The 16,152-nt window shown below is 43.8% G+C and carries 13 protein-coding genes and 1 rRNA gene; 1 reads left to right on the top strand and 13 read right to left on the bottom strand.

All coding sequences use genetic code 11. The annotated features are described in order from the left end of the window. Positions 1–88 precede the first annotated feature (88 nt). Both HXT20_RS00375 and HXT20_RS00370 read right to left on the bottom strand, forming a co-directional pair. Positions 89–1,616: ribosomal RNA gene (locus HXT20_RS00375) — 16S ribosomal RNA — on the bottom strand. Positions 1,617–1,807: 191 nt separating this feature from the next. After that, a complete protein-coding gene (locus tag HXT20_RS00370) occupies positions 1,808–2,161 on the bottom strand; it encodes a hypothetical protein (RefSeq protein WP_421780338.1) in 354 nt (117 codons plus the stop codon). A 38-nt stretch (positions 2,162–2,199) separates the two neighbouring features. Between HXT20_RS00370 and HXT20_RS00365 the strand changes: the two genes are divergently transcribed. Then, complete coding sequence (locus HXT20_RS00365) at positions 2,200–2,982, top strand: SIR2 family NAD-dependent protein deacylase (RefSeq protein ID WP_422114350.1); 783 nt, start codon at positions 2,200–2,202, stop codon at positions 2,980–2,982. Positions 2,983–3,010: 28 nt separating this feature from the next. Here HXT20_RS00365 and HXT20_RS00360 read toward each other — a convergent pair whose 3' ends face one another. From HXT20_RS00360 to dcd, 11 genes are all read right to left on the bottom strand, one after another. Further along, complete coding sequence (locus HXT20_RS00360; RefSeq protein ID WP_422114349.1) at positions 3,011–4,954, bottom strand: alpha-glucosidase; 1,944 nt, start codon at positions 4,952–4,954, stop codon at positions 3,011–3,013. Between the two features lie 213 nt (positions 4,955–5,167). Next, positions 5,168–6,136, bottom strand: a complete 969-nt coding sequence (locus HXT20_RS00355; protein ID WP_285067690.1) for a ketopantoate reductase family protein — start codon at positions 6,134–6,136, stop codon at positions 5,168–5,170. Between the two features lie 257 nt (positions 6,137–6,393). Beyond that, positions 6,394–7,458 carry a ribokinase gene (locus tag HXT20_RS00350; RefSeq protein WP_119676024.1) on the bottom strand — a complete coding sequence of 355 codons (1,065 nt, stop codon included), beginning with the start codon at positions 7,456–7,458 and terminating at the stop codon, positions 6,394–6,396. A gap of 68 nt (positions 7,459–7,526) precedes the next feature. Then, on the bottom strand, positions 7,527–7,922 hold the full coding sequence (gene rbsD / locus HXT20_RS00345; protein ID WP_119676023.1) for a D-ribose pyranase: 396 nt from the start codon (positions 7,920–7,922) through the stop codon (positions 7,527–7,529). A 390-nt stretch (positions 7,923–8,312) separates the two neighbouring features. Beyond that, complete coding sequence (locus tag HXT20_RS00340; protein WP_004137758.1) at positions 8,313–9,251, bottom strand: D-ribose ABC transporter substrate-binding protein; 939 nt, start codon at positions 9,249–9,251, stop codon at positions 8,313–8,315. Positions 9,252–9,549: 298 nt separating this feature from the next. Continuing rightward, positions 9,550–10,551: an ABC transporter permease gene (locus tag HXT20_RS00335; RefSeq protein ID WP_004123899.1), complete on the bottom strand. Its 1,002-nt coding sequence runs from the start codon at positions 10,549–10,551 to the stop codon at positions 9,550–9,552. A gap of 172 nt (positions 10,552–10,723) precedes the next feature. Further along, complete coding sequence (locus HXT20_RS00330) at positions 10,724–12,217, bottom strand: sugar ABC transporter ATP-binding protein (RefSeq protein WP_004137724.1); 1,494 nt, start codon at positions 12,215–12,217, stop codon at positions 10,724–10,726. 262 nt (positions 12,218–12,479) lie between these two features. Beyond that, positions 12,480–13,490, bottom strand: a complete 1,011-nt coding sequence (locus HXT20_RS00325) for a substrate-binding domain-containing protein (protein WP_004113891.1) — start codon at positions 13,488–13,490, stop codon at positions 12,480–12,482. Positions 13,491–13,975: 485 nt separating this feature from the next. After that, the gene (locus HXT20_RS00320) at positions 13,976–14,440 is read right to left on the bottom strand and encodes a nucleoside deaminase (protein WP_422114348.1); all 465 of its coding nucleotides are present in this window, start codon (positions 14,438–14,440) and stop codon (positions 13,976–13,978) included. Beyond that, positions 14,437–15,258 carry an alpha/beta hydrolase gene (locus HXT20_RS00315; protein WP_020759756.1) on the bottom strand — a complete coding sequence of 274 codons (822 nt, stop codon included), beginning with the start codon at positions 15,256–15,258 and terminating at the stop codon, positions 14,437–14,439. Before HXT20_RS00315 ends, HXT20_RS00320 begins: the two co-directional genes overlap by 4 nt. 290 nt (positions 15,259–15,548) lie before the next feature. Beyond that, positions 15,549–16,130 carry a dCTP deaminase gene (dcd, locus tag HXT20_RS00310; RefSeq protein WP_004113895.1) on the bottom strand — a complete coding sequence of 194 codons (582 nt, stop codon included), beginning with the start codon at positions 16,128–16,130 and terminating at the stop codon, positions 15,549–15,551. Positions 16,131–16,152: the final 22 nt, after the last annotated feature.

The raw sequence follows: 16,152 nt of genomic DNA, 5'->3' as shown, positions 1-16,152 counted from the left end.
CATGCCCAACAAACTCATCTAAAAACATTAACTATTGTTTTCCACACCAGTAACCACACTCAACCGAGCGTGCACAAAAACTCCGTAGAAAGGAGGTGATCCAGCCGCACCTTCCGGTACGGCTACCTTGTTACGACTTAGTCCCAATCACGAGCCTCACCTTAGACGGCTCCATCCCAAAAGGGTTAGGCCACCGGCTTCGGGTGCTGCCCACTTTCATGACTTGACGGGCGGTGTGTACAAGGCCCGGGAACGCATTCACCGCGACGTTGCTGATTCGCGATTACTAGCGACTCCGCCTTCACGTAGTCGAGTTGCAGACTACGATCCGAACTGAGACCAGTTTTAAGGGATTAGCACCATGTCACCATGAAGCAACCCGTTGTACTGGCCATTGTAGCATGCGTGAAGCCCTGGACGTAAGGGGCATGATGATCTGACGTCATCCCCACCTTCCTCCGAGTTAACCCCGGCGGTCCCCCGTGAGTTCCCGGCATAACCCGCTGGCAACACAGGGCGAGGGTTGCGCTCGTTGCGGGACTTAACCCAACATCTCACGACACGAGCTGACGACGACCATGCACCACCTGTGAACCTGCCCCGAAAGGAAACCACATCTCTGCAGTCGTCAGGCACATGTCAAGCCCAGGTAAGGTTCTTCGCGTTGCATCGAATTAATCCGCATGCTCCGCCGCTTGTGCGGGCCCCCGTCAATTTCTTTGAGTTTTAGCCTTGCGGCCGTACTCCCCAGGCGGGACGCTTAACGCGTTAGCTCCGACACAGAACCCGTGGAATGGGCCCCACATCCAGCGTCCACCGTTTACGGCGTGGACTACCAGGGTATCTAATCCTGTTCGCTCCCCACGCTTTCGCTTCTCAGCGTCAGTAACAGCCCAGAGACCTGCCTTCGCCATTGGTGTTCTTCCCGATATCTACACATTCCACCGTTACACCGAGAATTCCAGTCTCCCCTACTGCACTCTAGCCCGCCCGTACCCGGCGCAAACCCACCGTTAAGCGATGGGCTTTCACACCAGACGCGACGAACCGCCTACAAGCTCTTTACGCCCAATAATTCCGGATAACGCTTGCGCCCTACGTATTACCGCGGCTGCTGGCACGTAGTTAGCCGGCGCTTATTCGAAAGGTACACTCACCCAAAAGGCTTGCTCCCAATCAAAAGCGGTTTACAACCCGAAGGCCTTCATCCCGCACGCGGCGTCGCTGCGTCAGGGTTCCCCCCATTGCGCAATATTCCCCACTGCTGCCTCCCGTAGGAGTCTGGGCCGTATCTCAGTCCCAATGTGGCCGTCCGCCCTCTCAGGCCGGCTACCCGTCGAAGCCTAGGTGGGCCATTACCCCGCCTACAAGCTGATAGGACGCGACCCCATCCCATGCCACTAAACACTTTCCCAACAAGACATGCGTCAAGTTGGAGCATCCAGCATTACCACCCGTTTCCAAGAGCTATTCTGGAGCATGGGGCAGGTTGGTCACGCATTACTCACCCGTTCGCCACTCTCACCAACCAGCAAGCTGGTCAGATCCCGTTCGACTTGCATGTGTTAAGCACGCCGCCAGCGTTCATCCTGAGCCAGAATCGAACCCTCCACGAAAAACTTCAATGAAGAGCCAACAAAAGGCTCCAATATAAAAGAAAAAGACGAGACATTCTTTAAGGAAAGAACATCCCAACAAAAAACCTCACCATCATTTAACCATCTCTCAGGCACCCCACAATCCGTGAGGCTGACAATGAACTGGCAATAATTAACTAAATAAGTAGTACAGACACGCTCTTGAGTTCTCAAACCACCACCACACCAGCCGGCTCATCAACCTCAACCGAGGAGAACCAGCCGCGCTGAGCAGCAAGAGATAAACTTACACCAAACCCCACCAAAACGCAAACCAACACCAAACAAACACCACAAAACCATTGAAAACAAGCCAAAACATCGGCGTGTCGAAAACACGCAAAAAACCACAACAAACCACCACAACCACCAACACAAAACCAAAAACAACCCAAAAAACAAACAAAAAAACAAACAAAAAACCATAAAAAACACAAAACCCGGGAGTGTCGCGCAAAGCAATCGAGCAAAATAATCAAAATACACAACGCAAACAACGTAAACAAAATATATGCATACAACATGTGTACGTGCTATGCGTTCGCGTGCTATATATAGGTATATGAGAAATAGCGAGAAAAACAGCAAGAACAACTCACACAATCACATTGTGGCTCTAACAGGCGCCGGAATATCTACAAGCGCTGGCATTCCAGACTTTCGAGGTCCAGATGGAGTTTGGACTAAACACCCAGAGCAAATGAGTGTTTACGATATAGACGCGTTTTTAAGCAGTGAAGAGGAACGCATTTACTCTTGGCGCTGGCAAAAAGAGTCGCCAGTTTGGAACGCTCAGCCAGGAACAGCACACAAATCGCTAGTAAAACTTGAGAAAGCTGGGATGCTGGACTTAATCGCCACTCAAAACTTTGATGCGCTTCACGAAAAAGCTGGAAACAGCCCAGATATTGTAGTGAACTTGCACGGAAGCATTGGAACATCGCATTGCATGAGCTGCCACGCTAGCTACAATACAGCCGACATTATGCGCAACTTAGACGCACACCCAGACCCACATTGCAGGCGCGCGCTGCCATACCGCGGAAACATGCCTTGCAACGGTCTTATAAAAACAGACGTTGTATATTTTGCAGAAGCACTTCCCGAAGGCGCAATGGAACGCAGCGCGCAGGCGATTATGCACGCAAGCGAGTTGTGGGTTATTGGCTCCACGCTAGAAGTGTTTCCAGCTGCAAGCCTTGTGCCGCTAGCCGCTCGCGCAGGAGTGCCGATTACAATAATGAACCTGGGCGCTACGCAATACGATTATTTGGCAGAGCGCATAATACGCGAAGATATTGCGAAAGCTCTGCCAAAGTTAGTAGACGAAACTATTGCAAAGTGAATATTACAAAGTGACTATTTCAAAATAATTATTGCAAGCTAACAGCGATTCCCTCCCAAGGCGCAAGCGTGCCATTTTTAAGTGATTTAAGAGCATGATCCGCTCTGTAGGTAGAAATCATCACATCATCATACGATACGCCATTAGAGACGACATTACGCAACAATTCGGCACTTTGAGCAGGTATTGCCACAGACGAATCCGTCATATTTACCATTACGAGCAGCTTCTTTATCGAAACAGAGGAAGAATCGCCAGCAACCGCGCTTGAAGAACGCACACCATTCTCAAGACCTGCCTCATTCGCCTTAGCATTCTCACAAGTCTGCTCAACCTTCCTAATAAACGCGTAAACACACTCATCATCCGCATCAATCAAATTCCAAGAACCAGCCGAAACAGCAGGCTGCAAATGACGCAACTCAATCAAACGCTTGTAGAACGAATAAACAGAATCCGAATCTTCCATTTGCTCAGCAGCGTTAATATCTACATAATTAGGATTCACGCTAATCCACGGCTGTGCATTATTTTGCGACGGAACATTAAAAGGCATGAATCCCGCATATTGAGACGCATTCCATTGCATAGGCGTTCGAGAATTATCGCGACCGCGCTTTGCGAGCGCATCCATCATCGACTCAGCCGACTGAATATGCGCTTCTTCTACGCGCTGCTTAAACATATTTAACGCTTCCAAATCGCGATACTGCTCGAGACTCGTAAAGTGCGCGTTTGTCATGCCAATTTCTTCACCCTGATACACGTACGGAGTGCCGCGGTGCATGTGCAAGAGCATTGCAATAGACTTAGCGGAAAGCACGCGCATCTCATCGCTAGCCTCACTACCCCAGCGAGAAAGCGCACGCGGCTGATCGTGATTATTAAAGAACAGGCTCGCCCAACCAGCCTCGCTAACTGCCTGCTGCTGATCTGCCATTGCGCGCTTTAATGCCGTCAACTTAAGAGGAATAGGATTCCACTTAGTGCCATTTGCGCAATCAACATTAACTTGATCGAACAAGAAGAGCATGTCTAGCTCACCATTAGCAGGATTTGTAATATAAGTGTTTCGATGCGCGGAAATTCCAGGAGCCTCGCCAACGGTTAAGAAACCTTCGCGACCCTTGAAAACCGCTTCGCGCATCTCGCGCAAAAACTCGTCTAAACGAGGGCCGTCGGAGCAGAAGAAATACGGAGAAGAGTAGCCGTCATCGCCTGCTGGCGCATCTTCAATCTGCGAACCGTATTCTCCAGGTAAACGCCCTTCGCTATCTACGCGCTTAGAAATTTGCGTAATCACATCCATGCGGAAGCCGTCAATTCCGCGATCCATCCACCAATTCATCATCTTGTACACGGCAGCGCGAACCGCAGGATTTTCCCAATTCAAATCTGGCTGCTTTGGCGAATACTGGTGGAAGTAATATTCGCCGCGCTTTGGATCGTAAGTCCACGCGGAACCGCCGAAATACGAACCCCACTTATTTGGCTCAGCACCCGGAGCCCCAGGAACGCAACCTTTGCGCGCTGGCCTCCACCAATACCAGTCTGCGTAATCGCTAGAAGCATCTCTTGAAGCCTGGAACCAAGCATGCTCGTCGGAAGTGTGATTTACTACCAAATCCATCACAACTTTAAGACCGCGTTTATGCGCTTGTGCCAAAAGCTCATCCATATCTTCTAGAGTGCCAAAAAGCGGATCAATATCTTGATAATCGGAAATATCGTAGCCGTTATCGTCTTGCGGAGACTTGTAAACAGGGCTAAGCCAAAGCACGTCAACACCTAAATCAGCCAAATAATCAAGACGCGAAGTAATGCCCTTCAAATCACCGATTCCGTCGCCGTTAGTATCTTGGAAGCTTCGCGGATAAATCTGATACACAACTGCATTCGCCCACCAAGGGTTTGGCGTAGCACCGTTTGTGCGCACGGATTCTGGCAAATTCGCTCTGTCAAAAGTAGTCATACATTCCCCATTAATTTACGTCAATAAGTATTTTTATTACAGTTTTATTTATTACAAATAATTTTATTTATTTAATAGTATTTATGATTTTAGACTCTAAATTTTATCAGCATATTAGATGTTACGCGCGGATAATAAAAAGCGGCCCGTAGTAAAAACCACGAGCCGTGTCTCCTTCTCATTCATTGTACGAATTGTAGAATGCTCTCCAAATCACTGCTGATTATGCAATTTGAATGCAAGCTCCGCCAAATGCACTCCGTGCGTTAAGAACTCGTGAGTGCGGCATACATAATCATTTTCGCGACCAAGCTTCGCAATATAACCGTTGATATAATCAACCTCTGTTTTTCGTCCACGACTCATATCTTGATACATAGAAGGATAGTGCAAAGGATTTGCCACTCGGCTCACGTAATCAATAGCCTCCAACTCCTGCTGACGCGTATTAACCATACGAATTCCTGCACGATCGCACACATCGTATGCCTCGTCAATAAGTTGGCGAGCCATATCCATAGCCCCTTGGTACGAAATAAACTGACCCATCTGAATCTGATACATTGTGCACAAAGTGTTAACTACGGAATTAAAAACTACCTTCGCCATGCAAGTACCCTTGAAATCTTCCGTAATAGTAGGATTCAAGCCAGCAGCTTTAAAATCATCTCGCATAGCAAGCTCAACATCACTCACCTGCTCGTTCAACGCGCACATATTCATCGTACCAACGCCGACTTTACCAATAAAATCAACGTCGCCCGGGCCATTCAGCACGGTTGCAATCATTGCAGTGCCGCCATAAATACGATCATCCGAGAAATATTGCTGAAGCTTCTCAAAATGACCCCAACCATTCATTGCCGCGAACACAACCTGATGATCCTTAAACAAATGCTTGCATCGCTCCAACATTTGAGCAAGTTGCATCTGCTTCATAAACACAATCCACACATCTGGATCGCCGTCATAATCCTCAGGGGTATACATATTGATTGGCACAAGATGACGATTTTCATGATCTCGGCTCACCATTACGCCGCCTTGCTCGCGAACTTTATTCACATTTTCATCCCAGGCATCAATGAAATCAACATGAATGCCAGCCGTTTCCTGCAACAAAACGCCATAGCGATACCCCATAGCTCCAGAACCGATCATTGCATATTTCATGCCACTCATAGTGACACCTCCTTTTAGGTAAAAATGTGCTTAGGCGAAATTCGTACATACATGGAAATTCGTCGAAGCGACTATGAATATAGTAAAAAGCAGTAAAGCTGATTGTAGTGACTAAAATCAGCCAACTGCTTTTTGGTTTTTATAGCATATTACACAGTTTTTTGAGAATGTCAAAATTTTGTATTATTTAAAATGCAATTACCAACTAATAATGCTCACAAATATGCGTATATCGCAATCACCTACAACTCAGTCACTTAAACATTAAAAAATTGACGAATTTGTTCAACTGTGCCATAAGAAGCTTGAGCGCCAAAACCAGTAGCTGCATACGCAGAAACATAAGACGCTAACGCGGCAGCTTCGTCTAAACGCATATCTACAGACAAACAAGCTAATATTGTGCCCATAAAAGCATCACCGCAGCCAGTTGTATCAACAGCTTTAACGCTCTGAGGGGAAATCATGCATACGCAATCCTCTTTTGAATAATCCAACACTACAGAGCCTTTAGAGCCAAGAGTAACTACAGCTTCATCAAAGCCAAAATCATGCATAGCGTGAGCTACACGATTCCAATCAAAAGAATACCAATCTCCATCATCTGGCTCTTCAATATTCAAAAGTTGCGCCATCTCATGCTCGTTAACAAGCAAAATATCCGCAGAATCAATCAAATCTTTAGGCAACTTGTTTAAAAATGGCGAATCGTTAAGAAGCACTTTTACGCCATTTTCATGCGCTAGTTGTGCGCACATAGTTACAGTTTCTAAAGGACTTTCTAAACAAAGACCAAGAACTTTTGCGCTAGTAAGAGCGGATTTTACTAACGGCGATTGAATATACTCACAATCTACTAAAGAATTAGATCCTGGAGCATACACAATAGTATTTTCCCCACTATGCGCATCTACAGTAATCACAGTTGCGCCACTCTTTTTATTTTCTACGCGACGAACACAAGTTGTATCAACTCCGGAAGATTGCAAAGAATTTAGGAGAAAATCAGCATTGGAATCATTGCCAACTGCACCAAACATTTTAACGTGTGCACCGAGTTTTGCAGCCGATACAGCTTGATTACCAGATTTTCCACCTGGCAACACGCGAATCTCGTTTCCATTAATGGTTTCTCCTGGGTTAGGAAGACGATCTGCCACAATAGTGTAATCCGCATTCATAGAGCCGACTATTGCAATAGAGTTTGAATCCGCTTTATGTGATTCTTGCATATTCTCTTGCGTAACTTTTAAATCGTTTAAGCGGAGCGACGCAATATTTTCTAATCCACTTAACGAATCAAGCTTACTATAACAATGCATTTTTCTCCTAAATCAGCAACTAATCTTTAATATTAAAAATTTATAAAAGAACACCACAATTTAGAAATTTAGAAAGGAACGCCACAGCGCAATAAAACGTTGGAATATGGCGTAGTTTCGCCTGTACGAATCACAAATTTTGCTTGTGAAACTAAAGCTTTAAAACCTTCATCGCCATCGTGTGGAACGTATGTTAGCGGCACGCCTAAGGATTCTTTTACCCACTCTTCTGGCTTTTTATTGCATGCTTCTTTAGCCATTATGCCTGATTCAAGTACCAAATCAGCTTTGATTGCATCCAGCACATCGCTAAATCGCGGAATCCCAAACACTAAAGCTAAATCTATTACTTCTACGCCTTGAGGAACCGGTAATCCGCAATCAGAAATAACAAATTGATCCTTATGCCTAAGCTTTGCAAGAGCAGCCGCTAATTGCGAGTTCAAGATGCCATGAGTTAACATTTTTTCTCCTTATGATATTAAATTTTTACTTTGCGTTAGTGACTATCAACAGTGATAATCGCATAATAGCAAATGCTCATCAAGCTTAAATGCTTGCTGTAATGATTGATGTAAGACTAAATATCTACTTATTTGTATTTACTTTATTTTAAATATTTACTTTTATATATTTACAAATAATGCATCAAAAATAATGTGATATTAAAAACAACAAATAGTGCGGCGTTGAAAACGATGACAACATACACGTTGCATATGCAATAAAATCGTATTAATTGTTACGCTTAGCATACAAGTCAACGATTTCAACGCCATATAAACGTTGTACTACTTTTTGTACACTTTTCACACTATTTGGTTTACTACTTTTTTGTACTACTTGATTTACTATTACTCGAAATCAGCTACATTCTTTGATGTAACTGTTTTCACAGTAATTGGCTCAGTCTTTGGAACAGTTTGCTTCTTAATAGCCTTTACAGCTGCAGCAACGGCAGAACGCCCAAGCTCCTTTGGTTGCTGAGCAATAGTGCCAGCCATTGTTCCAGCCTTAATAGCCTTCATGCCATCGGCAGTACCATCGAAGCCAACTACTTTAACGTCTTTACCAGCTTTAGCACCTAATGATTGGATTGCACCTAATGCCATCTCGTCATTCTCGGCGTAAATGCCAGCTGCGTTCGGATGAGATTGCAACAAGTTGGTTGCAACGTTCAACGCCTCAGCACGATCAAAGTTAGCAGTCTGCTCCGCAACAACCTTAATATTTGGATACTTCTTAATGCGATCCTTAAAACCTTTGCCACGATCTCGCGTAGAAGCAGCACCTGGGATGCCTTGCAAAATTAGAACTTCGCCCTTTTCTCCCATGCTCTTAGCGAGCGCATCGGCAGCTTGAGCACCTCCTGCAACGTTATCGGAGGCAATGTGAGAAGTAACTTTTTCGCCAGTTACGGAACGATCCACAGAAATCACAGGCATACCAGAACTAAGAAGTGGCGCAACGGCTGGGCCAGCAGCATCGGAATCCACAGGATTTATAATTACTGCTTTAGCACCTTGAGATTGCGCGTTTTGAGCCTGATCTTGCTGCTTAGAAGAATCGTTCTGAGCATCTGAAACCTGTAAATCAACTCCCAGCTTCTTGGCTTCCGCTTGCGCACCATCACGCAAATCCACAAAGAATGGATTATTTAGCGTAGACACTAACAGCGCAACCTTGTCGCTAGAGCTTGCATTTCCACACGCACTCATGCTGAAAACAAGAGCCGATGCTGCTGCAACAGCACAAGCGAGCTTCATACCACGGCGCATAACTAGATAATTCATCATATCTCCTTTGACTATTGCCTTATTAATCGCAAATCACAATATTTAAAACATTATTTGCATAAATAAGGCTGATGTTTTTGCCATTTATTTACCATATTGTTAAATTGTTTTCAGTTATAATTTAAATTATTTTTATTAGATTTTTGTTAGATTTCTTATTATATTTTGCTGCATTTAGGCATTGATGCTTGCCACCATTAAGTCAATACCTTTATAAACACCCCCCTTCTAAGCAAGGAGATCAAGTTTCTACGGATTATTAATATGTCTATTAATATGCTTAATATGCTTTATTTCAGTGAGTATCTTCCTTGCGTCGCAAAGTATCGAGGCTTACAGCAAACGCAATCACCAAGCCAATAACAACTTGCTGCCAGAAGGAAGAAACGTTCAAAATGTTCAAGCCATTACGAATAACAGCCAAAAGTATTGCGCCTACGAATGTGCCTGAAATCTTACCTTTGCCTCCAGAAAGCGATGCGCCACCAATAACCACAGACGCTATAGCATCCATCTCGTAACCGGTAGCTGCTTGAGGCTGAGCAGAATGCAAACGCCCTGCAATCACTAAACCAGCTACAGCAGCAAAAACGCCAGAAAGAATAAACACCATAATTTGAGTTTTATGAATGTTTATGCCAGAAAGACGAGATGCTTCCATATTTCCGCCAACAGCATACATTGAACGACCTGTAGTGGTGAAGTTCAAGATTATTGCGGAAATAACGCCCATAATAATCATCATCACTATTGGCATAGGGATTCCGCATATTGTTGCTCCGAAGAAATTCACCATGCCCGAAGTGGAAATAGGACGACCATCCGAAACAACCAGCGTAAGTCCACGAGCCACAGACATCATTGCCAACGTGGCAATAAACGACGGCAGCTTAAGAAAAGCATTAGCAACGCCAGAAATTAAGCCAAAAACTGCGCCTGTAGCAATGCCAATAATAATAGTCAATATTGGAGGCAAGCCCATAGAAGCGCCGGTGTAAGCAACAAGCATGCTAGAAATTGCAGCAACTGCACCAACCGACAAATCAATTCCAGCTGAAACGATTACGAAAGTTTGACCAAATGCCAAAATTGCTACCGTAGCTGCTTGAATTCCAACGTTGAGAATATTTACACTTGTTAAAAATGCAGGCGTAGCACAAGAAAGCGCTGCACACAAAATAATCAAACCAATAAGTGCACCATTACGAGATGCAAACTTTTTTAACGTTGGCAAAAAGCCTTTGTCGTCTGCACCATACCCTAAACGGTGAGATTTTTCGCTCTTTGTAGCACCCATAACAAATACTCCTTTAACGAGTTTCCAACAGTTCACAGCACCTATTTGCGCTTTACAAACTGCAGAACGCAAGTTTTACGTTTTACAAGTAATCTTTCAATTTTTAATTTTTCAATATGACTTCACGCCATGTTGTTTATTGTTGTTTATCGTTATTTATTGCTATTTATTCCTATTTATCTGATTCACTAAGATGCGTTACAGCAAGTTCCATAACCTTTTCCTGCGTAGCCTCGCTAGCAGCAAGTTCTCCACTGATCTTGCCGTTTGACATTACGAGAATACGATCAGACATTCCTAGAACTTCAGGTAAATCTGACGAAGCCATAAGTACTGCTCCACCGTTTTCAACGATATTGTTAATAAGCTCATAGATTTCAACGCGAGCGCCAACATCAACGCCACGAGTAGGCTCATCCAAAAGCAGCACTTTTACGTTTGCCATAGACCACTTGCCAAATACGATTTTCTGTTGATTTCCACCAGAAAGCGAACCAGCAAGCTGATCAATATTTGCCATGCGAATACGCAATTTCTCTGCAGTTTCTTCTTCATGCGCACGCTGACCTTTCAAATCTGCAAAACCAGCATGAGATGTAGGAATTAACGTAGAGATTCCAAGATTATCTGCAACAGATGCCTCCAAAATAAGACCTTGCACGCGACGATCTTCTGGCACTAATCCAAGACCTGCAGCAATGCTGCCAGCAATATTTGCTTTAGGAATCGCTTTTCCGTCTACTGAAACAGATCCCGAATCGTAAGTATCCGCTCCAAATATTGCACGAAGAACCTCAGTCCTACCAGCACCAACCAAGCCTGCAAGTCCAACGACTTCTCCAGCATGAACGCTAAAAGACACATCCTCAATAGCACCTTTTCGCGTTAATCCTTCTACTTTTAGCAGTTCCTTGCCTTGATGCCTATTCCCATGCGGGAACTGATTAGTTATATCGCGTCCAACCATTAACCTTACAAGTTCTTTTTCTGGAACATCTGCACTAACAGTGTCAACGTATTTTCCATCTCGAAGTACGGTTACTACATCTCCAACTCGCGCAATCTCGTCCAAATGGTGAGAAATAAATACCATTCCAACATTTTTAGATTTCAGATCTGCAATAATGCTGAATAATTGTTCACACTCACGCTTTGTAAGTGCTGCCGTTGGTTCGTCAAGAATAAGAATAGATGCATGTTGCATAAGCGCTTTAGCAATTTCTACCATTTGCTGACGAGCCACTCCAAGCTCTCCCATTGGCTTATCTACATCTTCTTCTAAGCCAATAACTTGCAATGCCTCTTTTGCTTTAGATCGCATAGTTGCGCGATCAACAAAACCAGCTTTGGTCGGTAGCATGCCAAGAAACAGATTTTCCATAATGGAAAGTTCAGGCACTAAATTTAACTCTTGGTGTATTACAGCAATACCTAATTTGCGCGCAGCATCTACATTAGGAATACGCACCGTTTTACCGTTAATCTCAATATGACCTTTATCTGGCTGATAAATGCCACTCATCATTTTAATAACAGTTGACTTGCCAGCACCATTTTCACCAAGTAGAACATGAACTTCACCTGGCTTTACTTTTACTGACACATTGTCAACTACAGTAGAATTACCGAATATTTTCGATACTCCTACTAATGACAGCTCCGTCATGTTTAGCCTCTTCCTTCGCTATAGCATCAATGCGCTCGCGAAATTACCATTGATTACGTCAAGTTATTGTTTGTTTAGTTACGTTTATATTGACTTGCGAATTGCGAATAAAACATTAAGTACAATGTGCAAAGTACAGAGTACGAACAATGTTCACTCAAACAATTAATACACGTACAACAAAGTTACAGTGCAATAATCAGTTGAAATACTGATAGATAAACCATTAAAGAATGACGATATTTTGCAGCTTTTTACGAATCTATGCTCGCCCTAGCGATTCGCGAGGGATATACACAGTTTCTACACGCTGCGATTTAACGTCACCATTATTCTCAAGCATATCTAAAAACAGTGCAGCACTTATGTGGCCAATACGTTGAACTTGCTGTGAAATCACAGAAATACGTGGAGTTGCTAGGCGAAACACTTCTACATCATCGAAAGAAATCAATGATATATCTTTGCCTATTACTAATCCTTCTTGAGCCATCACTTGCATTACTCGCAACGCATCTGGCGAATAGCCAATAATAAGAGCTTTCACTCCAACATTAATCATGCGATGCATTACGCTTGCACACGACGACTGGTCAAATCCTGTTGATTCTACGAATACATGCTCTTCGCCAAATATCTCTGAAGCCACGGTTCTAAATGCTTGCTCACGTTCTTGCAACGAGGGCGAAGCAATAATTGGGCCAGAAATATAGCCAACTGAGTGAAAACCATGTTGCAGAACATCTAACAGCGCATCACGAATGCCCTTTGTTGGGTCTGAATCAACTACTGGTACGTGTTCTAAGCCGCCAGCTTGCGGTTCTACGTGGCGATCCATAAACAGCATAGGGAGTCGCTGCTCAATCAGCTTTCTCATAGCTTCAGTAACTTCACCTTGAGGAACTATAATCGCCCCATCAATACGTTGCGAAAGAATACTGGTTATAAATGAATCTTGACGAGATGCACTTTCAGATGATGTTCCTATAAATGCACAATAGCCTGCCTCAAACAATGAGTCTTGAACAGTGTAAGCGAGTTCGGCAAAATATGCGTTACGAATGTCTGGCACAAGCAGTCCTACTGTTTTTGTGCGTAACGATCGCATTGCTTGCGCGCGCGAATCTGGGATATAACCTAATTGAGCAACCGCACGCTCAACTTTTGCCTTGGTGTTTGCCGATATACGACCCGTGTTGTTTAATGCACGAGACACAGTTGACACTGATATTCCAGCATGTTGTGCAACATCGCGAATCGTAATATACGTCATAGCACCTCCCATCGGTAACACTATACAAAACTATACAAGTACAGCATTTAAGATTATTTACATTGCAATTTATATGCTCTGATTTTCTCTTGTATTCTATATTCTAAATTACGTTTTTTCATATACTCCTCTCTTTTGAGAGAATCACACTATGCATCTATGCATATGATGTTTTTACTAACCTCAATCTCACTAAGTAGCTTCATCAGCGCTGACCAAAGTCACCTATGAGATAACGTTTTCACACTCTTCTCGCTTCCGTAGCAAACCTTGTGCGGTAACGTTACCGCAACTATAACATTTAAAAAGCGCAATTGCAAGATAAAAATATTAAGAAATTTATATTATTAAAATAATTATTAGTAAAATAAAATAATTTAAAAATACGAGTAGATAAGATTAAATAAGACACAATAAAAGAAGACAAAACTAGACTATATTGAACAAGGCTAAACAAAGCTAGAAAAGACTTGAGTAAATCAAACCTACCTGCAATTCTTAAAAAAATCGCTTAGAATCTGAACACACTCCGATTCACAAACAGAACCAAAAACTTGCGGATGCGAGCCAACATGAGGATCTCGCAGAATATCCCAAACAGATCCACATGCGCCAAGTTTTGAATCCCATGCGCCAAAAACAACACGCTTTATATGTGTTTGTAAAATCGCACCAGCGCACATAGGACAAGGTTCTAAAGTAACAACAAGCGTGCAATCACTAAGATTCCAAGACTTTTTACCCTCTGCTGCTTGCTTAATCGCAAGAACTTCTGCGTGAGAAAGAGGGTCAGAGTCTCGCTCACGAAGATTAGAGCCGCGGCCAATAATCACACCAGAACCATCTACAACAACAGCGCCAACTGGAACCTCTCCACAATCGGAAGCAACTTGCGCAAGTCGCAATGCCTCTTGCATTAGCGGAACATATTCGCGCGCGCACAAAGTCACATTAACCCCGAAGAAATATTGTGCAAAGCAAACCAAGAGCGAATATCGCCAAGTTCTTCCATATGAACGGCATGGTCAAGTCCGCGGTAACGCTTCTCTTCCAACCACGTATGTTCCTCAAGCCAGGCTGCAGCCGCCGAAAACTCGTAAGGAGGAATAACAGCATCATCCAAACCATAACCAAAGAAAACAGGCGTATTAAGATCTGCAAGAACATCATCATTAAGAGAAATATCCTTGGCAATATTAGGAGCTACAAAGCCAGAAAGCGCAACGGCTGCACGATAACGTTCAGGGTTAAGCCTGAGAATATGAACAGCAAGCGCCGCACCCTGCGAAAAACCAAATGGCACAACAGCGCGATCTTCGGGAACGTTCGCTGCAACCCACTCGTCAATTGCAGCAGCTGCAGCATACATATCTCGATCTAAGTCATCTCCCTGAGGAACAGCATCATGGAACCAGCTGTAAGCGCCTTGATCTAATCGAAGCGGAGCACGCAAAGAAATCGCATCATTATAGGGGGCAACAACTCGCAGCAAATCAAGCAAATCATCCTCATTGGAACCCCACCCGTGCAGAAGCAAAAGAAGAGGTCTTGTAGCGTAAGCCGACGCTTCTCCGCGAGAATACTTAGCAGCGTTTACATGTAAATCTTCGCCGAATCTGCCTGGAACAACACTAGATTCGCGACCAGCATGTAGACCATTTGAAGCGCTTGCAGCAGAATCCTCACTGCCAAAATCGCCATTATTGTCGTTATTGTCAAACTCGCCGTTGTCGAACTCATCTGAGATCACACCGTTATGATTAGTCATATCTACAGCATACGGCACAGCTTTGGCATTTATAACCCTTGTAATCCGAACACTGCGCTAAACGCCTAAACGCTACATAAAAATTTAACCCCGACCGTTTAAGTCGGGGTTTAAATTAAAGGAAAAAATATGAATAAGCTTTCGTGAATTACTTTTTAAGTTTTTCACTAATATTATGAAAACACATAATCCTTAGTGCTGCTAGTACGTTAGCTGATAAGTTCCTGAAAGTTTACTACTTTTCCCCTGATTTTTCTTAAAAATCAAGACTAATCAAATCTTAATCAAGACTAATCTTCCAAATTTGCGCGATAGAAGTTCTCATAAGACCTAGACGGTGTTGGACCACGCTGACCTTGATAGTGAGATCCGTTAACAGAAGATCCGTAAGGATTTTCGCAAGGAGAACTCAGCTTGAAGAAGCACATTTGACCAATCTTCATACCTGGCCACAATTTAACCGGCAAAGTACTAACATTTGAAAGCTCCAAGGTGATATGACCTTCAAAACCTGGATCAATAAAGCCAGCCGTAGAATGAGTTAAAATTCCAAGACGACCAAGAGAGCTTTTACCTTCTAAGCGCGCCGCAATCGTAGAATCCAACTTCACATACTCCCAAGTGGAACCAAGAGCAAACTCGCCAGGATGCAAAATCCAAGGTTCATCAGGGGCAACCGCAAACTGCTCAGTCAACTCCCCCTGATTTTCTGCAGGATCCACGTAGGTGTAAGCGTGATTATTAAACAATCGGAAGAATCGGTCGAGCCGCACATCAATCGACGCAGGCTGTACCATTTCTGGGGTCCATGGGGTCAAATCAATATGACCCTCGTCATGAGCTTTGAGGATGTCGCGATCAGACAACAGCATAACGTCAAATCTCCTTGCGATA

The organism is Gardnerella sp. DNF00109 (genome assembly GCF_049262845.1).
Taxonomy (GTDB): Bacteria; Actinomycetota; Actinomycetes; order Actinomycetales; family Bifidobacteriaceae; genus Bifidobacterium; species Bifidobacterium vaginale.
Note: the sequence above shows the minus strand (reverse complement) of the source record. Positions and strands in the feature narration are given on the sequence as shown.